Here is a 21750-nt window from a genome sequence, read left to right on the forward strand (position 1 = left end):
GCGGGCCGGGGTCACCGACCGCTCGTGATGTCGGTCGTCGCGCCCCGATCGGCCTCGTTGGACGTCGCCGTCGCCGCCCGGTCATCATGCTGGCCGGTGGCCCACACCGCCACGGCGGTTGCCGCGGCCAGGTGCCACACGCCGTGGCCCTGCAGCAGGGAGTCCGGATCGCACAGGACGCCCGCCGCGGCGAGGCGCCCCACCGCCGCTCCCGTGGCGAGCAGTGCCAGCGCCGCCAGCGTGCGGGGTGAGCGATCGCGCCACAGGATCGCACCGAGCGCGCCGACCGCGGCGACGACGGCCAGCGGCACGGCAGCGGTGGGGACGACGGCGACGGCCAGGCCGATCGCCGCCAGCGCGGGCCAGGTCGACCACCGCTCGACAGGGGTGCCCGACGCGCCGGCCACGACCAGCAGCCAGGTCAGGCTCACGTCGTGGGCCCAGGCCGAGCCCGGGGGCATCGGCCCGTGCGACAGCACCGACCCGACGCCCGTGGACACCAGCGCCGCGGCGAGCCAGGCACGCCGAGTGCGGACGAGCACGACCAGCCCCGCCACGACGAACGCGAGGCTGGTGAGGGCGTTGACCGGCTGGCCGAGGAAGCCCTCGACCAGTCGTTCGCAGTCCACGGGTGGCACGGCGGGTGGTCCCGGCTCGGCGTCGAGGCGAGCCTACGAGACCCCGCCCCGGCCGAGGTCGACTGCCATGGACTGCGCGGACGCGGTGCTAGAGCTGGCCGCGGATCTCCCCGCCCGGATGGTCGGGCGTGTGCACGTTGACGTAGACGTTGCCGGCCTCGATGGCGTCGACCAGCGCGTCCAGGTCCTGCCCGGCGAGGGCGCCGACCAGGTCGTCGGCCGTGATCGTGCCGGTGGCGAGCGTGCCGTTCGTCGGGCCGGGGATCAGCTGTGGCGGGGGACCGTCCGGGTACAGCCACACGACCACGCCGCCGTTGGTGCCGGCGGGCGCGAGGTGCAGGTGGGCCATCAGGACGTCGTCGATGTTGGCCACGATCAGCCGGTAGTCGATGCTGGTCCCGTCGGCGGACTCGCGCAGGATCAACTGGCCGCGCGCGGCGGTGTCGACGGGCGCGACCTCCTGGGCGCCGGTGAGATGGGCGGTGTGGACGGGGGGCGCGGCGTCAGCCACCACCGCGGTTGCGGCCAGTGCCAGGACGGCACCGGCGATCGTCAGTCGTGTTCGCATGGGATGTCCCTGTCGTGACGCCGCCGGGACGCGAAGGTGGGGCCGCGCCCCGACGGCTCGTCGGGCGACCGGGCCCGGCCACCCCCACCCCCTACGCACGACGACCCGCCCCGGTTCAACCGCGCCGGGGGCGCGGCCCGTCGGCGTTCGCCCCGGGTGGTGGCCAGGTGGAACGTCATGCAGTCAGGCGCTGCGGGCAGCGGGGGGACTACAGCCGGCAGCTGAGGATCTCGGTGACGAGGATGCCGCGGGCGCCCAGCCCGTAGAGCTCGTCCATGATGGAGTTGGTGTGGGCGCGCTCGACCATGGCCCGGACCGCGACCCAGCCCTTGTCGTGCAGCGGCGAGACCGTCGGGGACTCGATGCCGGGGGTCAGGGCGCAGGCCTCGTCGACGGCCTCGACCCGCACGTCGTAGTCCATCATGACCCACTGGCGGGCGATGATCAGCCCCTGCAGTCGCCGCATCAGCTGGTCGACCGCCGGGTTGTCGCCGTTGCCGTCGCTGCCGATCAGCACGGCCTCGGACTCCAGGATCGGTTCGCCCACGATCTCGAGCCCGGCCTGGCGCAGCGTGGTGCCGGTCGACACGACGTCGGCGACCACGTCGGCCACGCCCAGGCGTGGCGCCGTCTCGACCGAACCGTCGAGGTGGATGAGCTCGGCGTCGATGTCGTTGGCCGCGAGGTTGCTGCGCACCAGCCCGACGTAGGACGTGGCGATCCGACGCCCGTCGAGGTCGGCCACGCCCTCGACGGTCCCCGGCCGGGCGGCGTAGCGGAACGTCGAGCGCCCGAAGCCCAGCGGCAGGACCTCGTGGGCGGCGGCCTCGGAGTCCAGGAGCAGGTCCCGCCCGGTGATCCCGGCATCCAGCGCCCCGGTGCCGACGTAGGTCGCGATGTCACGCGGGCGGAGGTAGAAGAACTCCACGTCGAGGTCCGGGTCGACCTGGACGAGATCACGACGGTCCCGGCGTTGCCGGTAGCCGGCCTCCCGCAGCATGTCGATGGAGGCGTCGGACAGGGTCCCCTTGTGGGGCAGGGCGACACGCAGCATGGGTCTTCCGTGGCGGGTGGCGGTGAGGGACCACGCGCGGCCGGGGTGCACGTCGCCGCAGCGCGGGGGTCGGTCGGGTCGGGCCCGTCTACAGGTGAGCGTAGACGTCGTCGGTCGTCAGTCCGACGGCCAGCATGAGGACCTGGACGTGGTAGAGCAGTTGGCTGATCTCCTCGGCGGTCCGGTCGGTCCCCTCGTGCTCGGCCGCCATCCAGGCCTCGGCGGCTTCCTCGACGACCTTCTTGCCGATGGCGTGGACGCCCTGGTCGAGCGCCGCGACCGTGCCGGAGCCCTCGGGGCGGGTACGTGCCTTGTCGGAAAGTTCCGCGAACAGGTCGTCGAAGCTCTTCATGGGTGCAGTCCTGTGCCCGTGGGGCGGGTGGTCGGTCCGGTCGGCGGCCCCGGCCGTCACGACGGCGCCGACGCGGCGGCAGGGGTGGATCCGGACACTATCGGCGGGTCCTGCCGGATGGCACCCGTGACGGCTCCCACCTATGCTGCACGGTGCGCGGCGACCGGTCCTCGTCCGGTGAACCGCGCCCCCAGTCCGCCCCCAGTCCGCCCCCCAGCCGCCCGGAGTCCGCGCCGACGCGCGACCGACGCCAAGGAACCCATCGTGACTCGTCGCCTGCCCCTCGCCCTGGCCGCACTGCTGGCCAGCGTCTTCTGCGTGTTCGCCCTGGCCGTGCCGGCCATGGCGACGGAGGGTGCCCAGAGCGACCCGGCAGAGGCCGAGGCCGACGCGGACTGGACCGGGACCATCCTGGCCATCGGCCTGGGCTTCCTGGCGGCGGTCGGCGTGTTCGCCGACGCCTCGCCGGGCAGCATCCCACGCGCCGACGCCCACCACTGAGCCCGCTGAGCCCGGACACGCCGCCGTGCGGACGGCTCGTCGCCGGGCCGGCACGCCCGGCTCGACCACGTCCGCGTGGACCGGGACCCGTGCTCGACATCTCCGCAGCCCGACTCGCGACCTCGCCTGGAGCAGCACTCGATGAGTGACATGCCGATCGACCCGAACATGGCCGCCGACCTCGGTGGCCAGCCCACCGGCCAGCCCTCCGAGGAGGAGGTGCGCCAGTACCTCGCCCAGATGCGTGGTGCCCCGGTCGAGCAGGTCCTCGCGGAGGTCCTGCAGGGACTGCTCAACGCGGCCCAGATCAAGCTGGGTCGACGTGACGGTCGGCTGTTGCTGGACACCGCCACGGCGTTGGTCGAGCAGTCGCGTCCGGCGCTGTCCAGCGATCTTGCCGGCCAGGTCGACGAGGCCCTGTCCCAGCTGAAGATGGCCCAGGTCGAGGCCGAGAAGGAGGTCGCCGAGGCCGGACGCGAGGAGCCCAACGACCTCGGTGGCTCCGCCGGTGACGGTGGGGCGGGGGCCGACGACGCGACCGAGCCCACGACCCCGGACCAGCAGGCCACCCCGCGGCAGGCGCCCGGCGGCCAGCAGCCCGGGGCACAGCAGCGCGGCCAACAGCCCGGCGGGAACTCGCCGCTCGACAAGCTGTGGATCCCGGGTCGCTGACCTCGCCGGCCGAGACGACGTGGTCGTCCGGTCATCACTGCGCACGTCGCCCGTGCGCCGTGCGCTACACTCCTCGACACAACAACACAGGTCGAAGTGGACCACGGTCGCGAGGCCGCCCGGTCCCACCCGGCAGGGGCAACCCTCCCCGGGTCGCACACCACACCCGACGCCGTGCCAGGCGTCGTCGACTCCACGGGGTCGGCGGCTGGCAGGGCGTGGGAACTGTCTGGGCGACCCCACGGGGTCGCCCGTTTCCGTGTCGGCGACGTTCGCCACGAGCGATGCGCCGGTGCCCGCCGCCCAACGACCTCCACCCACGCACCGGGAGACACCACCATCGAGCAACCGCACCGTCTCAACGCCGACATCAAGGAACCGCGCGTCCGCCTGATCGACGCCGCCGGTGAGCAGGTCGGCATCGTCCAGCTGGCTTCTGCCCTCCGCCAGGCCCGTGAGCTGGACCTCGACCTGGTCGAGGTCGCACCACAGGCCGACCCGCCCGTCTGCCGCATCATGGACTACGGCAAGCATCGCTACGAGCAGGACCAGAAGGAGAAGGAAGCCCGCAAGAAGCAGAGCCAGATCACGGTCAAGGAGATCAAGATGCGCCCCAAGATCTCCGACAACGACTACGGGACGAAGTCCGGCCACGTCCGGCGCTTCCTCGAGGACGGCTCCAAGGTCCGCGCGACGATCATGTTCCGCGGCCGGGAGATGACCCACACCGAGCTGGGACGCAACCTGCTGGACCGGCTGGCCGAGGACATGGAGCAGCTGGCCACGGTCGAGGCCTACCCCAAGGTCGACGGCCGCAACATGGTCATGGTGCTCGCCCCGATCCGCGACAAGTCGGCCGAGGGCGCGAAGGCCTGACCCACCGGGTCGGCGACCGTCGCCCAGGACCCGAGCCCGAGACCCCGCCTGCCGGGGCACGAACCGAACACGCCGCGAGCGGCCCCTCGGGGCCCCGACGTCGGCCTGCCCGGCGAACGACCCGCACCACACAGATCCCGATCCGTCCGCCTGCCACCCAGGAGGCCACCATGCCAAAGCAGAAGACCCACAGCGGTGCCAAGAAGCGCTTCCGCGTCACCAAGAACGGCAAGGTGATGACGAAGCAGAAGAACCGCGCCCACATCCTCGAGAAGAAGTCCGCCTCGCGCAAGCGCCGCCTGAAGGGCCAGACCGAGGTCGCCAAGCCCGACGCCAAGCGCGTCAAGCGGCTGCTGAACAAGTAAGGAGCCAGTCATGGCACGTGTCAAGGGTGGCGTTCACGCCAAGAAGAAGCACAAGTCGGTCATGGACCGCGCCAAGGGCTTCCGCGGTGCACGCAGCCGCCGGTTCAAGGTGGCCAAGGAAGCCGTCATGCACGCCGAGCGGTACGCGTACCGCGACCGGCGCGCCCGCAAGGGGGACTTCCGTCGTCTGTGGATCACGCGGATCAACGCCGCGGCCCGCATGGACGGCCTGAGCTACTCGCGCTTCATGCACGGGCTCAAGCTCGCGGAGGTCGAGGTCGACCGCAAGATCCTCGCTGACATGGCCGTGCGCGAGCCGGAGGGCTTCACCGCCCTGGTGCTGGTCGCCAAGGACGCCCTGGGCGTCGAGGCGGACGGGACCGAGGGTGCGGCGCGTCGTGCCTCGACCAACGGTTCGTCGAGCAACGGGTCGTCGGCCGACACCGGTGACGACGCCGGGGTCCAGACCTCGGCCGACGTCGCACAGTCGGTGGGTGACACCGACACCGACGACTCCCCGACCCCCGACGAGGAGGTCGAGTCGGCGGCGGAGAAGGCCGCGAACGAGACCGACGAGGCCGACGAGGCCGACGAGGTCGTCGACGAGGCAGGCGATGCCGAGGACGAGCCCGTCGACAGCGACGCCGACGGCGAGTTGGACGACGAGGACGCCACGCCGTACGGCGAGGGCTCGGCCGCCGCGGACGACGACGGCGCCGGTCCCGAGGGCTGGACCGTCAAGGGCAACGCCGACTCCATGCTCTACCACACCGAGGAGTCGCCCTACTACGACCGCACCAAGGCCGAGGTCTGGTTCGAGACCGAGCAGGCTGCCGACGCGGCCGGCTTCGAGCGCTGGGACCACGAGGCCGCCGCGGACGACGACGTCGAGGTCGTCGAGCCCGAGGACGCGCCAGACGAGTCCGAGGACGAGTAGGACCGACCACGTCCGACCCGACGCCCACCACCCCACGCGGGTGGTGGGCGTCGTTCGTGTCAGCGGGTCCAGGGGAACTGTCGAGGGCCGTCGCCGGGATGGTGTGCGCTTCTCGTGCGCGGGGGCACGTGGTCGGCACACCATCGTGCGGCGTGGCCCGAAGTCGGGGGTCGTGGCGGGGATGGTGTGCGCTTCTCGTGCGCGGGGGCACGTGGTCGGCACACCGTCGTGCGGCGTGGTCCGGATTCGGGGCAGGGTGGCCGGGCCTAGGCTCGTGGACCCACCGACTCCGAGGACGTCGCCATGGAATCCGGACCCGCCGTGCACCCGCGGGTGCGTGACCAGCTGCAGGCGCGGTTGGACACCGGGGACTACGACGAGATCCTGGCGCTGTGGAAGGCGCACTCGATCGCCGAGGACGCCCGCGACCTGGACGGGCTTGTCGCGACGCTCGCGCCGGACTGCGTCTACGAACTGGTCGGCGGCGACGTCGAGCCGGGTCACCGTTGGGAGGGCCACGAGGGTGCCAGGCGCTTCTACACCGAGTTCCTCGGTGCGTTCCCCGACGTGGCCTTCTTCCTCCAGGACATCACCGTCGGCCCCCAGGGCGTGACCGAGGTCGCCCGGGTCTCCGCCACACAGGTCGGGTCCTTCGCCGGCTGGCCCGCCACCGGGGAGCCCGTCACGTTCACGGTGGTGATCGTGTTCCCCTGGGACCCCGTGTCGCGACGATTCCGGGGTGAGCGCGTCCTGGCCGTGCGGGGCGATGCCCCCGGCGGGGATGCCTGACATGGGGCGACCCGAACCGATCACGTCGGTGCGCAACGACCGGGTCGTCGCCGCGGCCGGCCTGTCCGCCAAGAAGCGGCGCGACGCCAGCGGCACCTACCTGGTGGAGGGACAGCACCCGGTCGCCGAGGTGCTGGCCGACGGACTCGCCGAGACGGTCTTCGTGACCGCCGACCGCCGCGACGAGGTCGTCGCGCTGCCCGGCGCCGACCGGGTCGAGGTCGTGGAGGTGGCCGACCACGTGCTGGAGCGGATCGCCGACGCCCGGTCGCCCCAGGGCATGGTCGCGGTCGCCCGGCAGCGGTGGAGCACCCCGGCGGAGGCGGTGGCCGGCACCGCCGTCACCGTCCTGCTGGTCGATGCCAACGACCCCGGCAACGTCGGGGCGATCGTGCGCACCGCCGACGCGGCCGGCGCCCGGGCCGTCGTGTTGACCACGGGGTCGTGCGATCCGCACAACCCCAAGGCGGTCCGTGCGGCCGCGGGGTCCGTCTCGCACCTGCAGCTGGCGATGGCGGACGACCCGGTCGCCGTGGTCGACGCCGCCCGCGCCGCCGGACGGCGCACGCTGGCCCTGGACGGCTCCGGCGACCTCGACCTGCTGGCCGCCGGCCCACACCCGGGCGGGGACCTGCTGGTGATGGGCTCCGAGGCCCACGGCCTGCCCGCGGACGTCCTGTCTGCCGTCGACGGCATCGCGTACGTCCCGATCCGCGGCCGGGCCGAGTCCCTCAACCTCGCCGCTGCCACGGCCGTCGCCCTGTACGCCGTGACCTCGCCCCCCGGCGACTCCTGAGGGCGGCTGTCGGACCCCGGACGGCCAGGTCGACGGCGATACCGTGCAGGATGTTCGGCGGTGCGGTGGGCACACGCCGGCTCGACGTCCCCGCCGCAGCCGAGAGGTCCCACCGTGACCACCCCAGCCCCGTCGCCCGACTCGCCAGATGGCTCCGGCGACGCCGGCCCCTCCCCACGCGTGACGCTGGTGATCGGTGGAGGTGGGGGCATCGGCAGCGAGGTGGCACGTCGGCTGCCGGGCACGGTCGTGGTCGCCGGGCGGGACATGGCGTCGCTGGAGGCGATCGCCGACGAGGTCGGCGCGCACACCCGCCAGCTCGACGCCCGTGACCTCAACGCGGTCTCCGACGTCTTCGACGAGATCGTCGACGAACACGGTCGACTCGACGGCGTTGTCAACGCGGCCGGCAGCGTGGTCATCAAGCCGGCGCACCTGACGACGCCCGACGAGTGGGTCGCGATCGTGGGCACCAACCTGACCACGGCGTTCGCCACGGTGCGTGCCGCGGGGGCGGCCATGCGCGACGGCGGCAGCGTCGTGCTGGTGTCGACCGCGGCCGCGACGACGGGCCTGGCCAACCACGAGGCGATCGCGGCCTCCAAGGGCGGCATCGACGCCCTGGTCCGTTCGGCTGCCTCGACCTACGGGCGCCGGGGCCTGCGCTGCAACGCCGTGGCGCCCGGACTGGTCCGCACGCCCCAGACCGCCCGGCTGACCGACAACGAGACGCAGGCCGAGACGTCCCGGGCGATGCATGCGCTGGGTCGCCTGGGCGAGCCCGCCGACGTCGCCGACGCGATCCTGTTCCTGCTCGATCCCGACAACGACTGGATCACCGGCCAGGTGCTCGGGGTCGACGGCGGACTGGGACGGGTCCGCACCCGCTGACCGGGAGCGACTGCCTCGGGACGGCTCCGGGCGGGTCGTCGCCGCGCGGCGTTACGCTGCGAGCCCGCCGACCACCGTTCCCACGAGGTGTCCGAAGTGTCCGCATCGACGGCTGTCGCCGACCTCGAAGACCTGCAGGCCCGGGCCGTGGCCGCCATCGACGGCGCCACCACGCTCGACGAGCTCGACGAGGTCCGGGTCGCCTTCACGGGCCGCAAGTCCGAGCTCGCCGACGTCCAGAAGACGATGGGCTCGATCGCTCCCGAGGACCGCAAGGTGCTGGGCAAGGCCCTGAACGCGTTCAAGACCGAGGTCGAGGGTGCGCTGGACCAGCGTCGGGCCGTGCTCGAGGCGGCTGCGCTCGAGGCCCGGCTCGTCGACGAGCGCATCGACCTCACCGTGCCGCCCGCAGCCGTGCCGCCCGGCCGCCCGCACCTGATCACCCAGACCGAGCAGGCCATGGTCGACACGTTCGTCGCGCTCGGCTGGCGGGTCGCCGACGGCCCCGAGGTCGAGTCGGCCGCCTACTGCTTCGACGCGATGAACATCCCGCCCGACCACCCGGCCCGCCAGGACATGGACACGATCTACCTCCAGGACGGCCGGACCGACGAGTTCGGCCTGCCGGAGGTCGTGCTGCGGCCCCACACCTCGCCGGTGCAGGCCCGGGTGATGCGTACCCAGGAACCGCCGATCGCGATCGTGATCCCGGGGCGGACCTATCGCAACGACACGGTCGACGCGACCCACTCGCCGGTGTTCACCCAGGTCGAGGGCCTCGTGGTGGGCGAGGGCATCACCATGGCCCATCTCCACGGGTCGCTGCTGGCCTTCGCCCGGGCGATGTTCGGCGAGGACCGCGAGATCCGCCTGCGGCCCTCGAAGTTCGAGTTCACCGAGCCGTCCGCCGAGGTCGACGTGTCCTGGGGCACCAACCCCGACGGCACCACGAGGTGGCTGGAGATCCTGGGGTCGGGCATGGTCGACCCGGTCGTCCTGTCGTGGTGCGGGGTCGACCCCGACCGCTTCACCGGCTTCGCCTTCGGGATCGGCGTCGAGCGGGTGGCCATGCTGCGCCACGACCTGCACGACATCCGCGATCTCTACGAGGGCGACGCCCGGTTCTCCGCCGTCTTCTGAGCCGGCCGTGCCTCCCGCGTGGGAGGCGCGTCCCCTGCTCCACCCCTGTCCGACCTCCCGTCGATCCGCCGTCTCACGAGGACACGATGAAGCTCCCACTCTCCTGGCTGGCCACGTTCGTGGACCTGCCCGACGGTCCCGTCGCCGACCTGGCCGAGACGATGGGCCGGTTCGGGCTGGAGGTCGACGCGATCGACACGCCCGGCGCCGGCGTGACCGGCACGAGCACGGCCCGGGTGGAGTCGTGGGCCCCGCACCCCGACGCGGATCGCCTGCGGGTGGTCACCATCACCCACGGCGACGACGTCGTCGAACTGGTCTGTGGCGCGTCGAACTTCGACACGGGTGACGTCGTCGTGCACGCCGGGGTCGGCGGCTCGATCCCCGGGATGACCCTGGAGGCGCGCGAGCTCCGCGGGGTCGTGTCCAACGGGATGCTGTGCTCGGCACGCGAGCTGCAGCTGGGCGAGGACCACGACGGGATCATGGTGCTCGACCCCGACACGCCCCTGGGCGTCGACGTCCACGACGTGCTGCCGCTGGGCGAGCCGGTCATCGACCTCGAGGTCAAGGGTGCCCGGGGCGACGTGCTGTCGGTGCTGGGCGCGGCCCGCGACCTGGCCGCCGTGCTCGACACCGACCTGCGGGCCCCCGACCCGTCGTTGCCCGACGTTGGCGACGACGCGGTCGACGTGGTCATCGACGCCCCGGAGGGCTGCACCCACTTCGTCGCGTTGACCCTCGACGACGTCACCGTGCCCGACGCATCGCCCTGGTGGCTGCGCCAGCGCCTGGCCCAGGTCGGCGTGCGCGCCATCAGCCCCCTGGTGGACATCACCAACTACGTCATGATGGAGCTGGGCCAGCCGATGCACGCCTACGACGCCGACGAGCTCGACGGCGACCTGCGGGTGCGGTGGGCGAACGAGGGGGAGCACCTCACCACGCTCGACGACGTCGACCGGGCCCTGTCGACCCGGGACCTGGTGGTGGCGGACGCCGCCGGACCGGTCGGGCTGGCGGGCGTGATGGGTGGCGAGGCCACCGAGGTCACGCCGCGGACCCGTCGGCTGGTGCTGGAGGCCGCCGTGTGGGACCCCGGGACGATCCGGCACACCGCCCGTTCCCTGCGGCTGACGTCGGAGGCGTCCCTGCGGTTCGAGCGCGGGGTGGACCCGGCGGGTGCTCGTCGCGCCGTCGCGCGCGCCTGGGAGCTGCTGGCCGCGATCGGCACGGCGACCCCGGTCGGCCTGGCCGAGGCAGGTGCCCCGGTCGACCGGCGACCGTCCGTCGAGGTCGACCCGGCGCGGGTCAACGGGCTCCTCGGACTGTCGCTGGACGCCGACGAGCAGGCGGCCCTGCTCGCCCGGGCGTCGGTCGGCACCGAGCGGGACGGTGACGCCCTGGTCGTGACGCCGCCGTCGTGGCGTGGTGACCTGACCCGCATGGCCGACGTCGCCGAGGAGGTTGCGCGCCTGCACGGCTACGACCGCATCCCGGCGGAGCTCCCCCCGATCCTGCAGCGTGGTGGCCTGCGGGCCGACCAGCAGGCCGAGCGCGACCTGCGCACCGTCGCGACCGCCTTCGGCCTGGACGAGGTCGTGACGCGGCCGTTCGTCGGTGACGACCACTTGGCCGGGACCGTGCCGTCCGACGGGCTGGTCGTGCTGGCCAACCCCCTGGCCAAGGACGCCCACGCGATGCGCCCCAGCCTGCTCGAGGGACTGCTGGGCGTGGTCCGCCGCAACGTCGGACAGTCCCGTCCGGGGGTCGCGGTGTTCGAGGTCGGGCGGATCTTCCGCCCCGCAGGCGACGCCCTCGACGACGTGATGGACGCCCTCGAGCCGGACGGCGCCGACGAGCTGCCGGGCGACCTGGCCGAGTGGCGCTGGCGCCTGCCCGACGACAGCCTCCTGCCGACCCAGCCCAAGGCCATCGGGGTCGCCCTGCAGGGGCGCCGGACCGCGCCGGGCCGACTCGACGACGTCACCTGGAGCGCCCAGGACGCACTCGCCGTGTTCGACGAGGTGGTGCGCCGCCTGGGCCACGAGCCGGACGAGCTCGTGCTGGACCGGGTGCCGGTCGAGCGCGCGGGTCTCCACCCGTACCGGACCGTGGCGATGCAGGTGCGCGCGGGTGACGGGGCGCCGGTCGAGGTCGGCGTCGTCGGCCAGCTGCACCCGACCGAGGCCGCGCGTCGGGACCTGCCCGAGCCGGTCGTGGTCGGCGAGCTGGTCGTCGAGCCGTTCCTGCGTGCCCTGGCCGCCGGCCGCCGGCCGACCACCACCGCGGCCCTGGTCACCCGCCCGACGATGATCGTCGACGTCGCGGTCGAGGCCCCCGACGAGGTCGCCTGGGCCGACCTCGCGGCAGCCGTGCGGGACACGGTCGGCGAGCTGCTGGTCGACCTCAAGGTGTTCGACGTCTACCGGGGTGACCCGTTGCCGGAGGGCCACCGGTCGATCGCGGCCCGCCTGTGGTTGCAGGCCGCGGACCGTGCGCTGACCGGTGACGACGAGGCCCGGGTCCTGGACGGGGTCGAGGCCGCGGTCGCCGATGCCGGCGGTCGCATGCGCCGGTGACGCCCGCCCGCCGACCCCCCGCCGAGCGTGATGGAACACTGCACACTGTTGCACGATCCGGTCACGCCCGGCTGACCCAGGCGTCGGCGACCGGGGCATAGGCTGGTGGGGCGCCCGGAGCCGGGCCGTGGTCGTGTCGAGACGCAACCGGGAGGTCGAGCATGTCGTCGCTGCACGTCGATGCCAATCACCGCATCCCGGACTACGAGCTCGACATGCGGGCGTCCAAGTCGTCTGGGCCGGGTGGCCAGAGCGTCAACACCACCGACTCGGCGGTCGAGTTGCGCTGGTACCCGGAGGCCTCGCGGGCCTTCACGCCCGACGAGAAGCGGCGCATCAGCAAGAAGCTGTCCAACCGGATCACCAAGGACGGCTGCCTGATCGTGCGGGCGAGCGAGCACAAGAGCCAGCACCGCAACCGCGAGGAGGCGCGCCAGCGTCTGAAGGAGTGGCTCGTCGACGCGCTGCGCGTGTCCAAGCGCCGCCGCCGGACCCGTCCCAGCCGGGCCTCCAAGCGTCGCCGGGTCGAGAACAAGCGGCACCGCGGCGAGGTCAAGCGTCTTCGCCAGAACCCCCAGCCACCCGCGTAACCCGTACGACCACCCGACACGTGCCAGGGACGGGGGGATTCGTGGGTGTTCGCATAGAGCGTGCATGAACTTGCAGTTCGTGCTGGGGTGGGTCTACCATCCGCACTCGCGACGACGAGGAACCAACCGTGGCACGTGTGGGCATCGTGGGCGCCTCCGGATACGGGGGCGCCGAGCTCGTGCGGCTCCTGGACGGCCATCCCGACCTGGAGGTCGAGACGCTGGCCGCCCATTCCGGGGCCGGGACGCCGGTGGCGGACCTGTTCCCCAACCTGCAGGGGCGAGGCCGGTTCGACGCGATCGACGTCGACGCGCTCGGCCGCCTCGACCTGGTCTTCGTCGCGACGCCGGACGGTCCGGCACTGGACCTGGTCCCGGACCTCGTCGCCGCCGGCACGCGCGTGGTGGACCTGTCGGCCGCCCACCGCCTGCCCGCCGAGGACTACGCGACCTTCTACGGGCAGGCCCACCCGCGGCCGGACGACACGCCCGCCGTCTACGGGTTGACCGAGTTCGCTCGTGACCGGGTCGCCGACGCCACGGTCGTGGCCAATCCCGGGTGCTACGTGACCACCGCGCTGCTGTCGCTGGTGCCGGTCGCGTCGCTGCTGGACCTGTCCACGCTGGTCGTGGACGGCAAGTCGGGGACGTCGGGTGCGGGGCGTGGGGTCTCGGACCGCATGCACGTGTCGCACGTCACGGCCAGCATCACGGCCTACGGCGTCCCGGGGCACCGCCACACGGGCGAGATCGAGGTGCACCTGGGCCTGCTCGGCGAGGTGGACCGCCCGACCATCACGTTCACCCCCCATCTCGTGCCGATGGTCCGTGGCCTGCTGACCACCTCGGTGGCCCGGCTGGCCGACGGGGTCATGGGTGACGACCTGCGAGACGCCCTCGAGACCCGCTACGCGGACGAGCCGTTCGTGACGGTGCTGCCGGCCGGCACCCAGCCCGTCACCAAGGCGGTGGCGGGGTCCAACAGTGCCCAGGTCGCGGTCGAGGTCGACGACCGGACCGGGAGGGCCACGCTCACCTCGGTCACCGACAACCTCGTGAAGGGCGCGGCCGGGCAGGCCGTCCAGAACGCCAACATGATGCTCGGCCTGGACGAGCGTGCCGGCCTGCCGACCGTCGGGACCTACCCGTGACCGGCTCGCCCACCCCGGAGCCCCGAGCACCGCAGCCCCTGGCGCTCGGGCCGACCCAGCGCACCGCCCTGCGGGCTTGGGGGCCGGACGACCGGTCCGGCCTGCGCCCGCTCGACGGGGGGCTGACCGCGGTCGGCGGACTGGCGGCCGGCGCCGCCACCAGTGGCGTCAAGGAGTCCGGGGCGCCGGACCTCGCGCTGGTGCTGGCCAGTGGTCCGGCCACCGTCGCTGCGGTCACCACCTCCAACCGGGTCAAGGCCTCCAGCGCGGTCCGGACCGACGAGATCGCCCGTCGCGGCACGGCGCGCGCGGTGGTGGTCAATTCCGGCAACGCCAACGTGGCGACCCGGGACGGCCACGCCCACACCGACCGGCTCGCGGCCGCCGTGGCCGCCGAGGCCGGGATCGACCCCGACGAGGTCGTCGTCATGTCGACCGGGGTCATCGGCGTGCCGTTGCCGATCGAGCAGGTGGAGGCCGCCGTGCCCGCCGTCGTGGCCGACCTGTCCGACGACGGCGGCCTGCGGGCAGCCACCGCCATGATGACCACCGACTCGGGTCCCAAGCAGGTCGCGTTCGAGGTGACCGACGACTCGGGTGGACGGTGCGTCGTCGCCGGGATGGCCAAGGGCGTCGGGATGATCGAGCCGAACATGGCGACCCTGCTCGTCACGGTCGCCACCGACGCCCCCCTGCCGGCCGCGGTCGCCCGCCAGCTGGTCCGACGCGCTGCGGACGCGACCTTCAACCGGATCAGCGTCGACGGCGACCAGTCCACCAGCGACCAGCTGGTGCTGCTGGCGACCGGGACCGCGCCGGACCCACCCGGCCTGCAGGCGCTGGCGCGTGGCGTGCATGCCGTGTGCGCCGACCTCGCGGCGCTGGTCGTGGCCGACGGCGAGGGCGCCAGTCGCATCGCCGCCATCACCGTCACCGGTGCCACCGACGAGGACCAGGCGGAGTCGCTGGCCCGCAGCGTCGCCACCTCCAACCTGGTCCGGGCGGCCATCCACGGTGCGGATCCCAACTGGGGACGGATCCTGATGGCGATGGGCAATGCCGACGCCGACTTCGACCCTGCACGGGTCCAGGTCACCTGCAACGGCATCGCGGTGTGCCGGTTCGGGGTCGCCGCGTCGTTCGATCGTGGCCAGGCCGCCCGCGCGATGGACCGCGACGCCGTCACCATCGAGATCGACCTCCAGCTCGGCCGCGCCTCCGCCACCCTCCTCACCTGCGACCTGACCGAGGACTACGTCCACTTCAACAGTGCGTACACGACATGAGCGATTTCGAGTCGGACCGTTTGACGACGCGGGAGTCGGCGGCGCAGCACAAGGCGGCGGTGCTGCGCGAGGCGCTGCCGTGGATCACCCAGTTCCACGGGTCCACGGTCGTGATCAAGTACGGCGGGAACGCGATGGTCGACGCGGAGCTGAAGCAGTCCTTCGCCGCCGACGTCGCCCTGATGCACTTCGTCGGGCTCCGCCCGGTGATCGTCCACGGCGGGGGACCCCAGATCTCGGCCCTGGCCAACCGTCTCGGCATCGAGTCCACCTTCGTGGACGGACTGCGGATCACCGACGACGCGATGATGGACGTCGTGCGCATGGCCCTGCTCGGCGAGGTCAACCCCGAGCTGGTCGGGCTGGTCGAGCGCGCCGGGGCCCCCGCCGTCGGCGTGGCCGGCACGGACGCCGGGCTGCTGACCGTGACCCCCGCCACCTCGCCCGGCGGCACCAGGCTGGGACGCGTCGGCGACGTCGCGTCGGTCGACACGACCATCCTCGACGACCTGCTGGACGACGGGTTCCTCCCGGTGGTCGCCACGGCCGGCCGTGACGAGCACGGCGTGGACCACAACGTCAACGCCGACCTGGCCGCGGGGGCGATCGCCGGGGCGCTGGGTGCGGCCAAGCTGATCTACCTGACCGACGTCCCCGGCCTGTACCTCGACTTCGGGGACGCCGAGAAGGGCATCGACCCCGACCGGGGCTCCCTCATCGGGCAGGTCACCCCCGAGCGGCTGCGCGAGATGCTCGACCACGGCGACCTGCACAGCGGGATGCTGCCCAAGGTCCGGTCCGTGCTGGCCGCGCTGGACGCGGGCGTGCCGCAGGCCCACCTCCTGGACGGCCGGGTGCGCCACGCCGCCCTGATCGAGCTGTTCACCGACGAGGGCATCGGCACGATGGTGAGCCGCGGTGCCGTCACTGCGTCCGGACTGACCTTCGCGTCCGACCACGACCCCGAGCACCCGTCACCGCGCGACACCACGCGTGCCGCGGCCGGCGTCGACGCACCGCCCGACGGCATCCCGTCCCACCGCAAGCAGGCCGGACGGGCGGAACGCGCGGCCGCGCCCCCCGACGTCTCCGACGAGTCCGCCTCCACCCCCGGGAGCACGCCATGAGCACCACGTCGTCCGACCTGTCCGACGCGACCGCGGCCGCCCACGAGCGTGATGCCGCCCACGTCATGGGCACCTACGCCCGACGTGCCCCGGTGTTCGTCCGTGGCCAGGGGACCGTGCTGTTCGACGCCGACGGCGACAGCTGGCTCGACTTCCTCGGGGGGCTGGCCGTCACGGTGCTCGGCCATTCCCACCCCGCCGTCGCCGGCGCGGTGCGTGAGCAGGTCGGCGCGGTGCAGCACACCTCCAACCTGTTCCTGACCGAGCCGATGCTGGGCCTGGCCGAGCGACTCGCGCGCATCACCGGGTGGGACGACGCGCGGACCTTCTTCGCCAACTGCGGCGCCACGGCCAACGAGGCCGCGATCAAGCTGGCCCGCCGCCACGGCAAGGCCATCGCCGACGACAAGGTCCGGATGGTCACGCTCGACCGGTCCTTCCACGGCCGCACCTTCGCGACCCTCGAGGCCACCGGCCAGCCCGAGAAGCACGCCCCCTTCGCGCCACTGCTGGGCTACGTCGACACCGTGCCGTTCGACGACCCCGAGGCGCTGACCGCCGCCGTCACCGACCAGCACTGCGCCGTCATGCTCGAGGTGGTGCAGGGCGAGGGCGGCGTGCGTCCGCTCGACCCGGCCGTGCTGTCCGCGGCACGGGCGGCCTGCGACGCCCACGACGCCCTGTTGATCGTCGACGAGGTCCAGACCGGCATGGGGCGCCTGGGGGAGTGGTTCGGCTTCCAGACCACCGACGTCGTGCCGGACGTCATCACGCTGGCCAAGGCGCTCGCCAACGGCCTGCCCATCGGCGCCTGTGTCGCCCACGGCGCCGCCGCCGACGTGTTCGGGCCGGGTGACCACGCCACCACCTTCGGGGGCAACCCGGTGACGGCCGCGGCGGCCAACGCCGTGATCGACACCATCGAGGGGGACGGGCTGCTGACCACGGCCGACGTCCGCTCGCGCCGCCTCACCGGGGCGCTGGACGGCCTGGCGCAGCGCCACGACCTGGTCGCCGGCTGGCGCGGCCGAGGCCTGCTGCTGGGGGTCGAGCTGACCGCACCGGTGGCGCGCCACGTCGAGCAGGCCGCCGAGGAGGGTGGACTGATCGTGAACGCGGTCGCCGACGACGTGGTCCGGATGGCACCGCCGCTGACGGTCTCCAACGCCGAGATCGCGACCGCCATCACGACCCTGACCCAGGCGCTGGACACCGCCCTGGCGACCCACGACGCCTGACGCCCCCGGTCCTGGATGCCGGGAGGACCGACTCACCGTTGCACCGACGAGCTGGAGCTGACGATGCAGGACTTCCTGTCCGTGGCGGACGCCACCCCCGCCGACCTCGAGGCGATCCTCGACCGCGCCGACGACCTCCGGCTCGCACGCCACGCGGCCCTGGCCGCCGGGCGGTCGCCGGTCACCGCGGACGTGCTCGACGGGCGCACCGTCGCGCTGGTCTTCGAGAAGCCGTCGCTGCGCACGCGGGCGTCGTTCGAGGTGGGGGTCCACGAACTGGGTGGCGCGACCCTGCCGATGTGGAACACCGAGATCAACCTGGGAGGGCGCGAGTCGGTGTCCGACGTGGCCCGGGTGCTGGCCCGCTACGTCCAGTGCATCGTGATCCGCACGTTCTCCCACGACAACCTGGTGGAGATGGCCGCGGCGGTCGACGTCCCGATCGTCAACTCGCTGTCCGACCACGAGCACCCGTGCCAGGCGCTGGCCGACCTCCAGACCGTGCGCCAGGTGTTCGGCGACCTCGCCGGGCGCACGCTGGCCTACGTCGGCGACGGCAACAACGTGGCGCACTCGCTGCTGCTGGCCGGGGCCCTGGCCGAGATGCACGTCCGGGTGGTGCATCCGGATGGCTACGCCCCCGACGACGACGTGGTCGCCGCCGCCCGGGACCTGGTCGGTGAGGTGGGCTCGGTGTCCACCACGACCGATCCCCGAGCCGGTGTCGAGGGGGCGGACGTGGTCTACACCGACGTCTGGGCCTCGATGGGCCAGGAGGCCGAGGCCGCGGCGCGGGCCACCGCGTTCGACGGGTTCCGCGTCACCACCGACCTGATGGACCTGGCGGCCGACGACGCCATCTTCCTCCACTGCCTGCCCGCCCACCGGGGCGAGGAGGTCGACGCGGCGGTGATCGACGGGCCCGCGTCGCGGGTCTTCGACCAGGCCGAGAACCGCCTCCATGCCCAGAAGGCCCTGCTGGCGCACCTGCTGGGGGCCGGCCACGGCTCGAGCCGTGGGACGGCACGACCGTGAGCGATGCGCGGGCGGTCGACAAGGTCCAACGCCAGCGCGTGCTGCGGGACCTGCTGGCGACTCGTGCGCTGCAGTCGCAGGCCGACGTGGTCGACGCGCTCGCCGCCGAGGGGATCGCCTGCAACCAGGCGACCGTGTCGCGTGACCTCGACGACCTCAAGGCGGTCAAGGTCCGCGGGGTCGACGGCAGCCAGTCCTATCGCGTCCGGGCCGACCTGGTCGACTCGGGCTGGGCGGACGTCGAGGCCACGATCCGCCAGTTCGTCGTCGACATCACCGCCAGCGGGAACCTGGTGGTGCTGCGCACCCCGCCCGCGTGCGCGCACCCGGTGGCGTCGGCGATCGACCTGGGCGGCGTGGACGGCGCGATCGCGACCATCGCGGGTGACGACACCGTCCTGGTCGTGGCTGCGGAGGGGCTCGCCGGGGCCGACCTCGCCCAGCGGATCCGCGCCCACCTCGGCCACTGAGCCCGGTGATGTCGACCAACGCATAGTGAATGCATGAATTTGCACACGAGGCCCCGCAGGGTTACCGTCACCGATCGCGACCAACGGGTCGCGCACCCGATTCCACCACGACCGGGAAAGCACACGCCATGAGCAAGGTCCTCACCAGCCTGCCCCGCGGGGAACGCGTCGGGATCGCGTTCTCCGGTGGCCTCGACACGTCCGTCGCGGTGGCGTGGATGCGCGACAAGGGCGCCGTTCCCTGCACCTACACCGCCGACCTCGGCCAGTACGACGAGCCGGACGTCACCGGGGTGCCCGAGCGCGCCACCCAGTACGGCGCCGAGATCGCCCGCACGCTCGACATCCGGCGTGAGCTGGTCAACGAGGGGATGGCCGCGATCGCCTGTGGCGCCTTCCACATCCGCTCCGGGGGGCGCACCTACTTCAACACGACGCCGCTGGGCCGGGCCGTCACCGGGACGATGCTCGTGCGTGCCATGCAGGACGACGACGTCAACATCTGGGGTGACGGGTCGACCTTCAAGGGCAACGACATCGAGCGGTTCTACCGCTACGGGCTGATGGTCAACCCGCGGCTGCGGATCTACAAGCCGTGGCTGGACGCCGACTTCGTGGCCGAGCTGGGCGGGCGTGCCGAGATGAGCGAGTGGCTGGCCGAGCGTGACCTGCCCTACCGCGACAGCGCGGCCCGGGCCTACTCGACCGACGCCAACATCTGGGGTGCCACGCACGAGGCCAAGAGCCTCGAGCACCTCGACGTGTCGCTGGAGAGCGTCGAGCCGATCATGGGGGTCAGGTTCTGGGACCCGGAGGTGGAGATCGCGCCCGAGGACGTCACCATCGGCTTCGAGGACGGGCGGCCGACCTCGATCGACGGGCAGCGCTTCGACGACCCGGTCGCACTGGTCTACGAGGCCAACGCGATCGGTGGCCGCCACGGGCTGGGCATGTCCGACCAGATCGAGAACCGGATCATCGAGGCGAAGTCCCGTGGCATCTACGAGGCGCCGGGCATGGCCCTGCTGTGGATCGCCTACGAGCGGCTGCTCAACGCGGTCCACAACGAGGACACGATCGCCTACTACCACGACAAGGGCCGCACGCTCGGTCGCCTGATGTACGAGGGTCGCTGGCTCGACCCCCAGGCGCTGATGGTGCGCGAGTCGATCCAGCGGTGGGTCGCGTCGCTCGTGACCGGCGAGGTGACGCTGCGGCTGCGTCGGGGCGACGACTACACGATCCTGGACACGACCGGTCGCCACTTCTCCTACCACCCGGAGAAGCTGTCCATGGAGCGGGTCGCGGATGCCGCGTTCGGCCCCACCGACCGGATCGGCCAGCTGACGATGCGCAACCTCGACATCGCCGACTCGCGCGACAAGCTGGAGATGTACGCCCGCCAGCCGTTGGACCAGGGGACCCTGCTGGTCGAGAACGGCACCCTGTTCGGTGAGCTGCCCCCCGGCGGAGCCGACCGGATCACCCGCAACCCGTCGGTGACCGGCGACGAGGAGTCCGCCCTGGACGACGCCGCCATGGAATGGGGCACGGACTAGGCATGGAGCGCGTGGGGGAGTACCGGATCGTCGGCGACCTGGCTGCGCTGGACATGGACCTGGCGCATCGGGCGATGTCGCATGACTCGTACTGGGCGCGGGGCCGCACCCGTGCCGACCATGACCGCGCGTTCGCGAACTCCCGCGTCGCGGTCGCGCTGGACGCCGACGGCGCCACCGTGGCGTTCGCCCGGGCGGTGACCGACGGGGTGACCCATGCCTGGCTCGCCGACGTGTGGGTCGAGCCGGACCACCGGGGGAGGGGACTCGGGACGGCCGTCACTGCCTTCCTGGTGGAAGCGCCCGACCTCGCCGAGGTGCGACGCTGGGCCCTGGTCACCTCCGATGCCCAGACGCTCTACGAGCGGTTCGGGTTCGCCGCCCACGAACCCCCGCCCACCCTGATGGAACGGTTCAGCGACACCGTGTGAGCCGACGCGCCCGGCGGCGGTCGCTGCGGCACCAGCCTCCTCGCGATGACCCGCCGAGCCTGACTAGCGTCGTGCGGGAGTGGACGAAGGAGCTCCCGTGGCCCGTGCCGTGGCCCTGTTGCGCAGTGTCAATGTCGGTGGGAACCGGATGACGATGGCGTTCCTGCGCGAGCTCGCCACGGCGGCGGGCTGTCGGGAGGTCGAGACGGTGCTCGCCACCGGCAACGTCGTGATGGCGGAACCGGACGACCTCGAACACACGCGCCGCACCCTGGCGGAGGCGCTGGCCGAGGGCTTCGGTCCGATCGACGTGGTGATGCGGACCCACGCCGAGCTGGCCGACGCCGTGGCGCGCAACCCGTGGGCGGCCGACGTCGGGACCGGCACGCGTGAGGGCCGGTTCGTCCACACGATGTTCCTGCAGTCCCAGCCCGTCGCCGAGGCGATCGCCTCGCTCGCCCGCGACGACTCCGACGACCTGTTCGCGGTCTCGGGACGGGAGGTGTTCGTGGCCTTCGCCGACGGCTCCCAGGGCAGTCGCTACCAGGGCAGTTGGTTCGAACGTCACCTCCAGGTGGTGGGCACGATGCGCAACCACAACACCGTGGAGAAGCTGGTCGCGGCGAGCACCTGAACCCCCTGCCCGGGACCAGGTCGCCGTCGGGCTCGATCTCGGGCTTCTCGACCGAGCCATCGCCGTCT

At 72.8% G+C, this 21750-nt stretch carries 22 protein-coding genes and 3 pseudogenes; 21 read left to right on the plus strand and 4 right to left on the minus strand.

Features of this window, described 5'->3' with window-relative positions; all coding sequences use genetic code 11:
• Positions 1-11: 11 nt before the first annotated feature.
• From KR546_RS14985 to KR546_RS15000, 4 genes are all read right to left on the minus strand, one after another.
• A complete protein-coding gene (locus tag KR546_RS14985; protein ID WP_238445528.1) occupies positions 12-638 on the minus strand; it encodes a hypothetical protein in 627 nt (208 codons plus the stop codon).
• Between the two features lie 88 nt (positions 639-726).
• Positions 727-1206: a CHRD domain-containing protein gene (locus tag KR546_RS14990; protein ID WP_238445529.1), complete on the minus strand. Its 480-nt coding sequence runs from the start codon at positions 1204-1206 to the stop codon at positions 727-729.
• A gap of 208 nt (positions 1207-1414) precedes the next feature.
• Positions 1415-2260, minus strand: a complete 846-nt coding sequence (gene hisG / locus KR546_RS14995; RefSeq protein ID WP_238445530.1) for an ATP phosphoribosyltransferase — start codon at positions 2258-2260, stop codon at positions 1415-1417.
• 88 nt (positions 2261-2348) lie between these two features.
• Positions 2349-2612: a phosphoribosyl-ATP diphosphatase gene (locus tag KR546_RS15000; protein WP_238445531.1), complete on the minus strand. Its 264-nt coding sequence runs from the start codon at positions 2610-2612 to the stop codon at positions 2349-2351.
• 264 nt (positions 2613-2876) lie between these two features.
• On the opposite strand from KR546_RS15000, the gene KR546_RS15005 reads away from it, so the two are divergent.
• The 21 genes and pseudogenes from KR546_RS15005 (at position 2877) to KR546_RS15100 (ending at position 21682) form a co-directional block, all read left to right on the plus strand.
• Positions 2877-3113, plus strand: coding sequence for a hypothetical protein (locus KR546_RS15005; protein ID WP_238445532.1), 237 nt, complete (start codon positions 2877-2879; stop codon positions 3111-3113).
• 141 nt (positions 3114-3254) lie between these two features.
• Complete coding sequence (locus KR546_RS15010; RefSeq protein WP_238445533.1) at positions 3255-3785, plus strand: hypothetical protein; 531 nt, start codon at positions 3255-3257, stop codon at positions 3783-3785.
• 174 nt (positions 3786-3959) lie between these two features.
• Entirely contained in the window at positions 3960-4661 is a 702-nt protein-coding gene (gene infC / locus KR546_RS15015; protein WP_238445534.1) for a translation initiation factor IF-3, read from the plus strand.
• A gap of 170 nt (positions 4662-4831) precedes the next feature.
• A complete protein-coding gene (rpmI, locus tag KR546_RS15020; RefSeq protein ID WP_238445535.1) occupies positions 4832-5026 on the plus strand; it encodes a 50S ribosomal protein L35 in 195 nt (64 codons plus the stop codon).
• Positions 5027-5036: 10 nt separating this feature from the next.
• A pseudogene (gene rplT, locus KR546_RS19970) lies at positions 5037-5408 on the plus strand (50S ribosomal protein L20); the annotation flags it as partial.
• 147 nt (positions 5409-5555) lie between these two features.
• Positions 5556-5963: pseudogene (gene arfC / locus KR546_RS20005) on the plus strand (channel accessory protein ArfC, sunset domain variant); the annotation flags it as partial.
• 303 nt (positions 5964-6266) lie between these two features.
• Entirely contained in the window at positions 6267-6752 is a 486-nt protein-coding gene (locus KR546_RS15030; protein ID WP_238445536.1) for a nuclear transport factor 2 family protein, read from the plus strand.
• Between the two features lies 1 nt (position 6753).
• The gene (locus tag KR546_RS15035; protein ID WP_238445537.1) at positions 6754-7548 is read left to right on the plus strand and encodes a TrmH family RNA methyltransferase; all 795 of its coding nucleotides are present in this window, start codon (positions 6754-6756) and stop codon (positions 7546-7548) included.
• Between the two features lie 180 nt (positions 7549-7728).
• Positions 7729-8439, plus strand: a complete 711-nt coding sequence (locus KR546_RS15040; RefSeq protein WP_420804258.1) for an SDR family NAD(P)-dependent oxidoreductase — start codon at positions 7729-7731, stop codon at positions 8437-8439.
• Between the two features lie 96 nt (positions 8440-8535).
• On the plus strand, positions 8536-9579 hold the full coding sequence (gene pheS / locus KR546_RS15045; RefSeq protein WP_238445539.1) for a phenylalanine--tRNA ligase subunit alpha: 1044 nt from the start codon (positions 8536-8538) through the stop codon (positions 9577-9579).
• A gap of 86 nt (positions 9580-9665) precedes the next feature.
• The gene (gene pheT / locus KR546_RS15050) at positions 9666-12161 is read left to right on the plus strand and encodes a phenylalanine--tRNA ligase subunit beta (protein ID WP_238445540.1); all 2496 of its coding nucleotides are present in this window, start codon (positions 9666-9668) and stop codon (positions 12159-12161) included.
• Positions 12162-12322: 161 nt separating this feature from the next.
• Complete coding sequence (arfB, locus tag KR546_RS15055; protein ID WP_238445541.1) at positions 12323-12751, plus strand: alternative ribosome rescue aminoacyl-tRNA hydrolase ArfB; 429 nt, start codon at positions 12323-12325, stop codon at positions 12749-12751.
• 128 nt (positions 12752-12879) lie between these two features.
• Entirely contained in the window at positions 12880-13902 is a 1023-nt protein-coding gene (gene argC / locus KR546_RS15060; RefSeq protein WP_238445542.1) for an N-acetyl-gamma-glutamyl-phosphate reductase, read from the plus strand.
• The gene (gene argJ, locus KR546_RS15065; protein ID WP_238445543.1) at positions 13899-15188 is read left to right on the plus strand and encodes a bifunctional glutamate N-acetyltransferase/amino-acid acetyltransferase ArgJ; all 1290 of its coding nucleotides are present in this window, start codon (positions 13899-13901) and stop codon (positions 15186-15188) included. Before argC ends, argJ begins: the two co-directional genes overlap by 4 nt.
• Positions 15185-16099 (plus strand): annotated as a pseudogene (gene argB / locus KR546_RS15070) (acetylglutamate kinase); the annotation flags it as partial. The gene argJ and the pseudogene argB, both read left to right, overlap by 4 nt.
• A gap of 212 nt (positions 16100-16311) precedes the next feature.
• Positions 16312-17553: an acetylornithine transaminase gene (locus tag KR546_RS15075; RefSeq protein ID WP_238445544.1), complete on the plus strand. Its 1242-nt coding sequence runs from the start codon at positions 16312-16314 to the stop codon at positions 17551-17553.
• A gap of 63 nt (positions 17554-17616) precedes the next feature.
• A complete protein-coding gene (gene argF / locus KR546_RS15080; protein ID WP_274388165.1) occupies positions 17617-18588 on the plus strand; it encodes an ornithine carbamoyltransferase in 972 nt (323 codons plus the stop codon).
• On the plus strand, positions 18585-19058 hold the full coding sequence (locus KR546_RS19795; protein ID WP_238445545.1) for an arginine repressor: 474 nt from the start codon (positions 18585-18587) through the stop codon (positions 19056-19058). Before argF ends, KR546_RS19795 begins: the two co-directional genes overlap by 4 nt.
• A gap of 128 nt (positions 19059-19186) precedes the next feature.
• Positions 19187-20617 (plus strand): argininosuccinate synthase, encoded by a 1431-nt coding sequence (gene argG, locus KR546_RS15090; protein ID WP_238445546.1) that lies wholly within the window; start codon positions 19187-19189, stop codon positions 20615-20617.
• Positions 20618-20619: 2 nt separating this feature from the next.
• Positions 20620-21048, plus strand: coding sequence for a GNAT family N-acetyltransferase (locus tag KR546_RS15095; RefSeq protein ID WP_238445547.1), 429 nt, complete (start codon positions 20620-20622; stop codon positions 21046-21048).
• A 97-nt stretch (positions 21049-21145) separates the two neighbouring features.
• A complete protein-coding gene (locus tag KR546_RS15100; RefSeq protein WP_238445548.1) occupies positions 21146-21682 on the plus strand; it encodes a DUF1697 domain-containing protein in 537 nt (178 codons plus the stop codon).
• Positions 21683-21750: the final 68 nt, after the last annotated feature.

This window comes from Salsipaludibacter albus, assembly GCF_019798055.1.
In the GTDB taxonomy this organism is placed as follows: domain Bacteria; phylum Actinomycetota; class Nitriliruptoria; order Nitriliruptorales; family Nitriliruptoraceae; genus Salsipaludibacter; species Salsipaludibacter albus.

Bases quoted from the DNA above. Each gene is read 5' to 3' on its own strand.
- KR546_RS14990 (WP_238445529.1), bottom strand. From the start codon at position 1,206: ATGCGAACACGACTGACGATCGCCGGTGCCGTCCTGGCACTGGCCGCA.
- hisG (WP_238445530.1), bottom strand. From the start codon at position 2,260: ATGCTGCGTGTCGCCCTGCCCCACAAGGGGACCCTGTCCGACGCCTCC.
- KR546_RS15000 (WP_238445531.1), bottom strand. From the start codon at position 2,612: ATGAAGAGCTTCGACGACCTGTTCGCGGAACTTTCCGACAAGGCACGT.
- KR546_RS15010 (WP_238445533.1), top strand. From the start codon at position 3,255: ATGAGTGACATGCCGATCGACCCGAACATGGCCGCCGACCTCGGTGGC.
- rpmI (WP_238445535.1), top strand. From the start codon at position 4,832: ATGCCAAAGCAGAAGACCCACAGCGGTGCCAAGAAGCGCTTCCGCGTC.
- KR546_RS15030 (WP_238445536.1), top strand. From the start codon at position 6,267: ATGGAATCCGGACCCGCCGTGCACCCGCGGGTGCGTGACCAGCTGCAG.
- KR546_RS15035 (WP_238445537.1), top strand. From the start codon at position 6,754: ATGGGGCGACCCGAACCGATCACGTCGGTGCGCAACGACCGGGTCGTC.
- pheT (WP_238445540.1), top strand. From the start codon at position 9,666: ATGAAGCTCCCACTCTCCTGGCTGGCCACGTTCGTGGACCTGCCCGAC.
- arfB (WP_238445541.1), top strand. From the start codon at position 12,323: ATGTCGTCGCTGCACGTCGATGCCAATCACCGCATCCCGGACTACGAG.
- KR546_RS15075 (WP_238445544.1), top strand. From the start codon at position 16,312: ATGAGCACCACGTCGTCCGACCTGTCCGACGCGACCGCGGCCGCCCAC.
- argF (WP_274388165.1), top strand. From the start codon at position 17,617: ATGCAGGACTTCCTGTCCGTGGCGGACGCCACCCCCGCCGACCTCGAG.
- argG (WP_238445546.1), top strand. From the start codon at position 19,187: ATGAGCAAGGTCCTCACCAGCCTGCCCCGCGGGGAACGCGTCGGGATC.
- KR546_RS15095 (WP_238445547.1), top strand. From the start codon at position 20,620: ATGGAGCGCGTGGGGGAGTACCGGATCGTCGGCGACCTGGCTGCGCTG.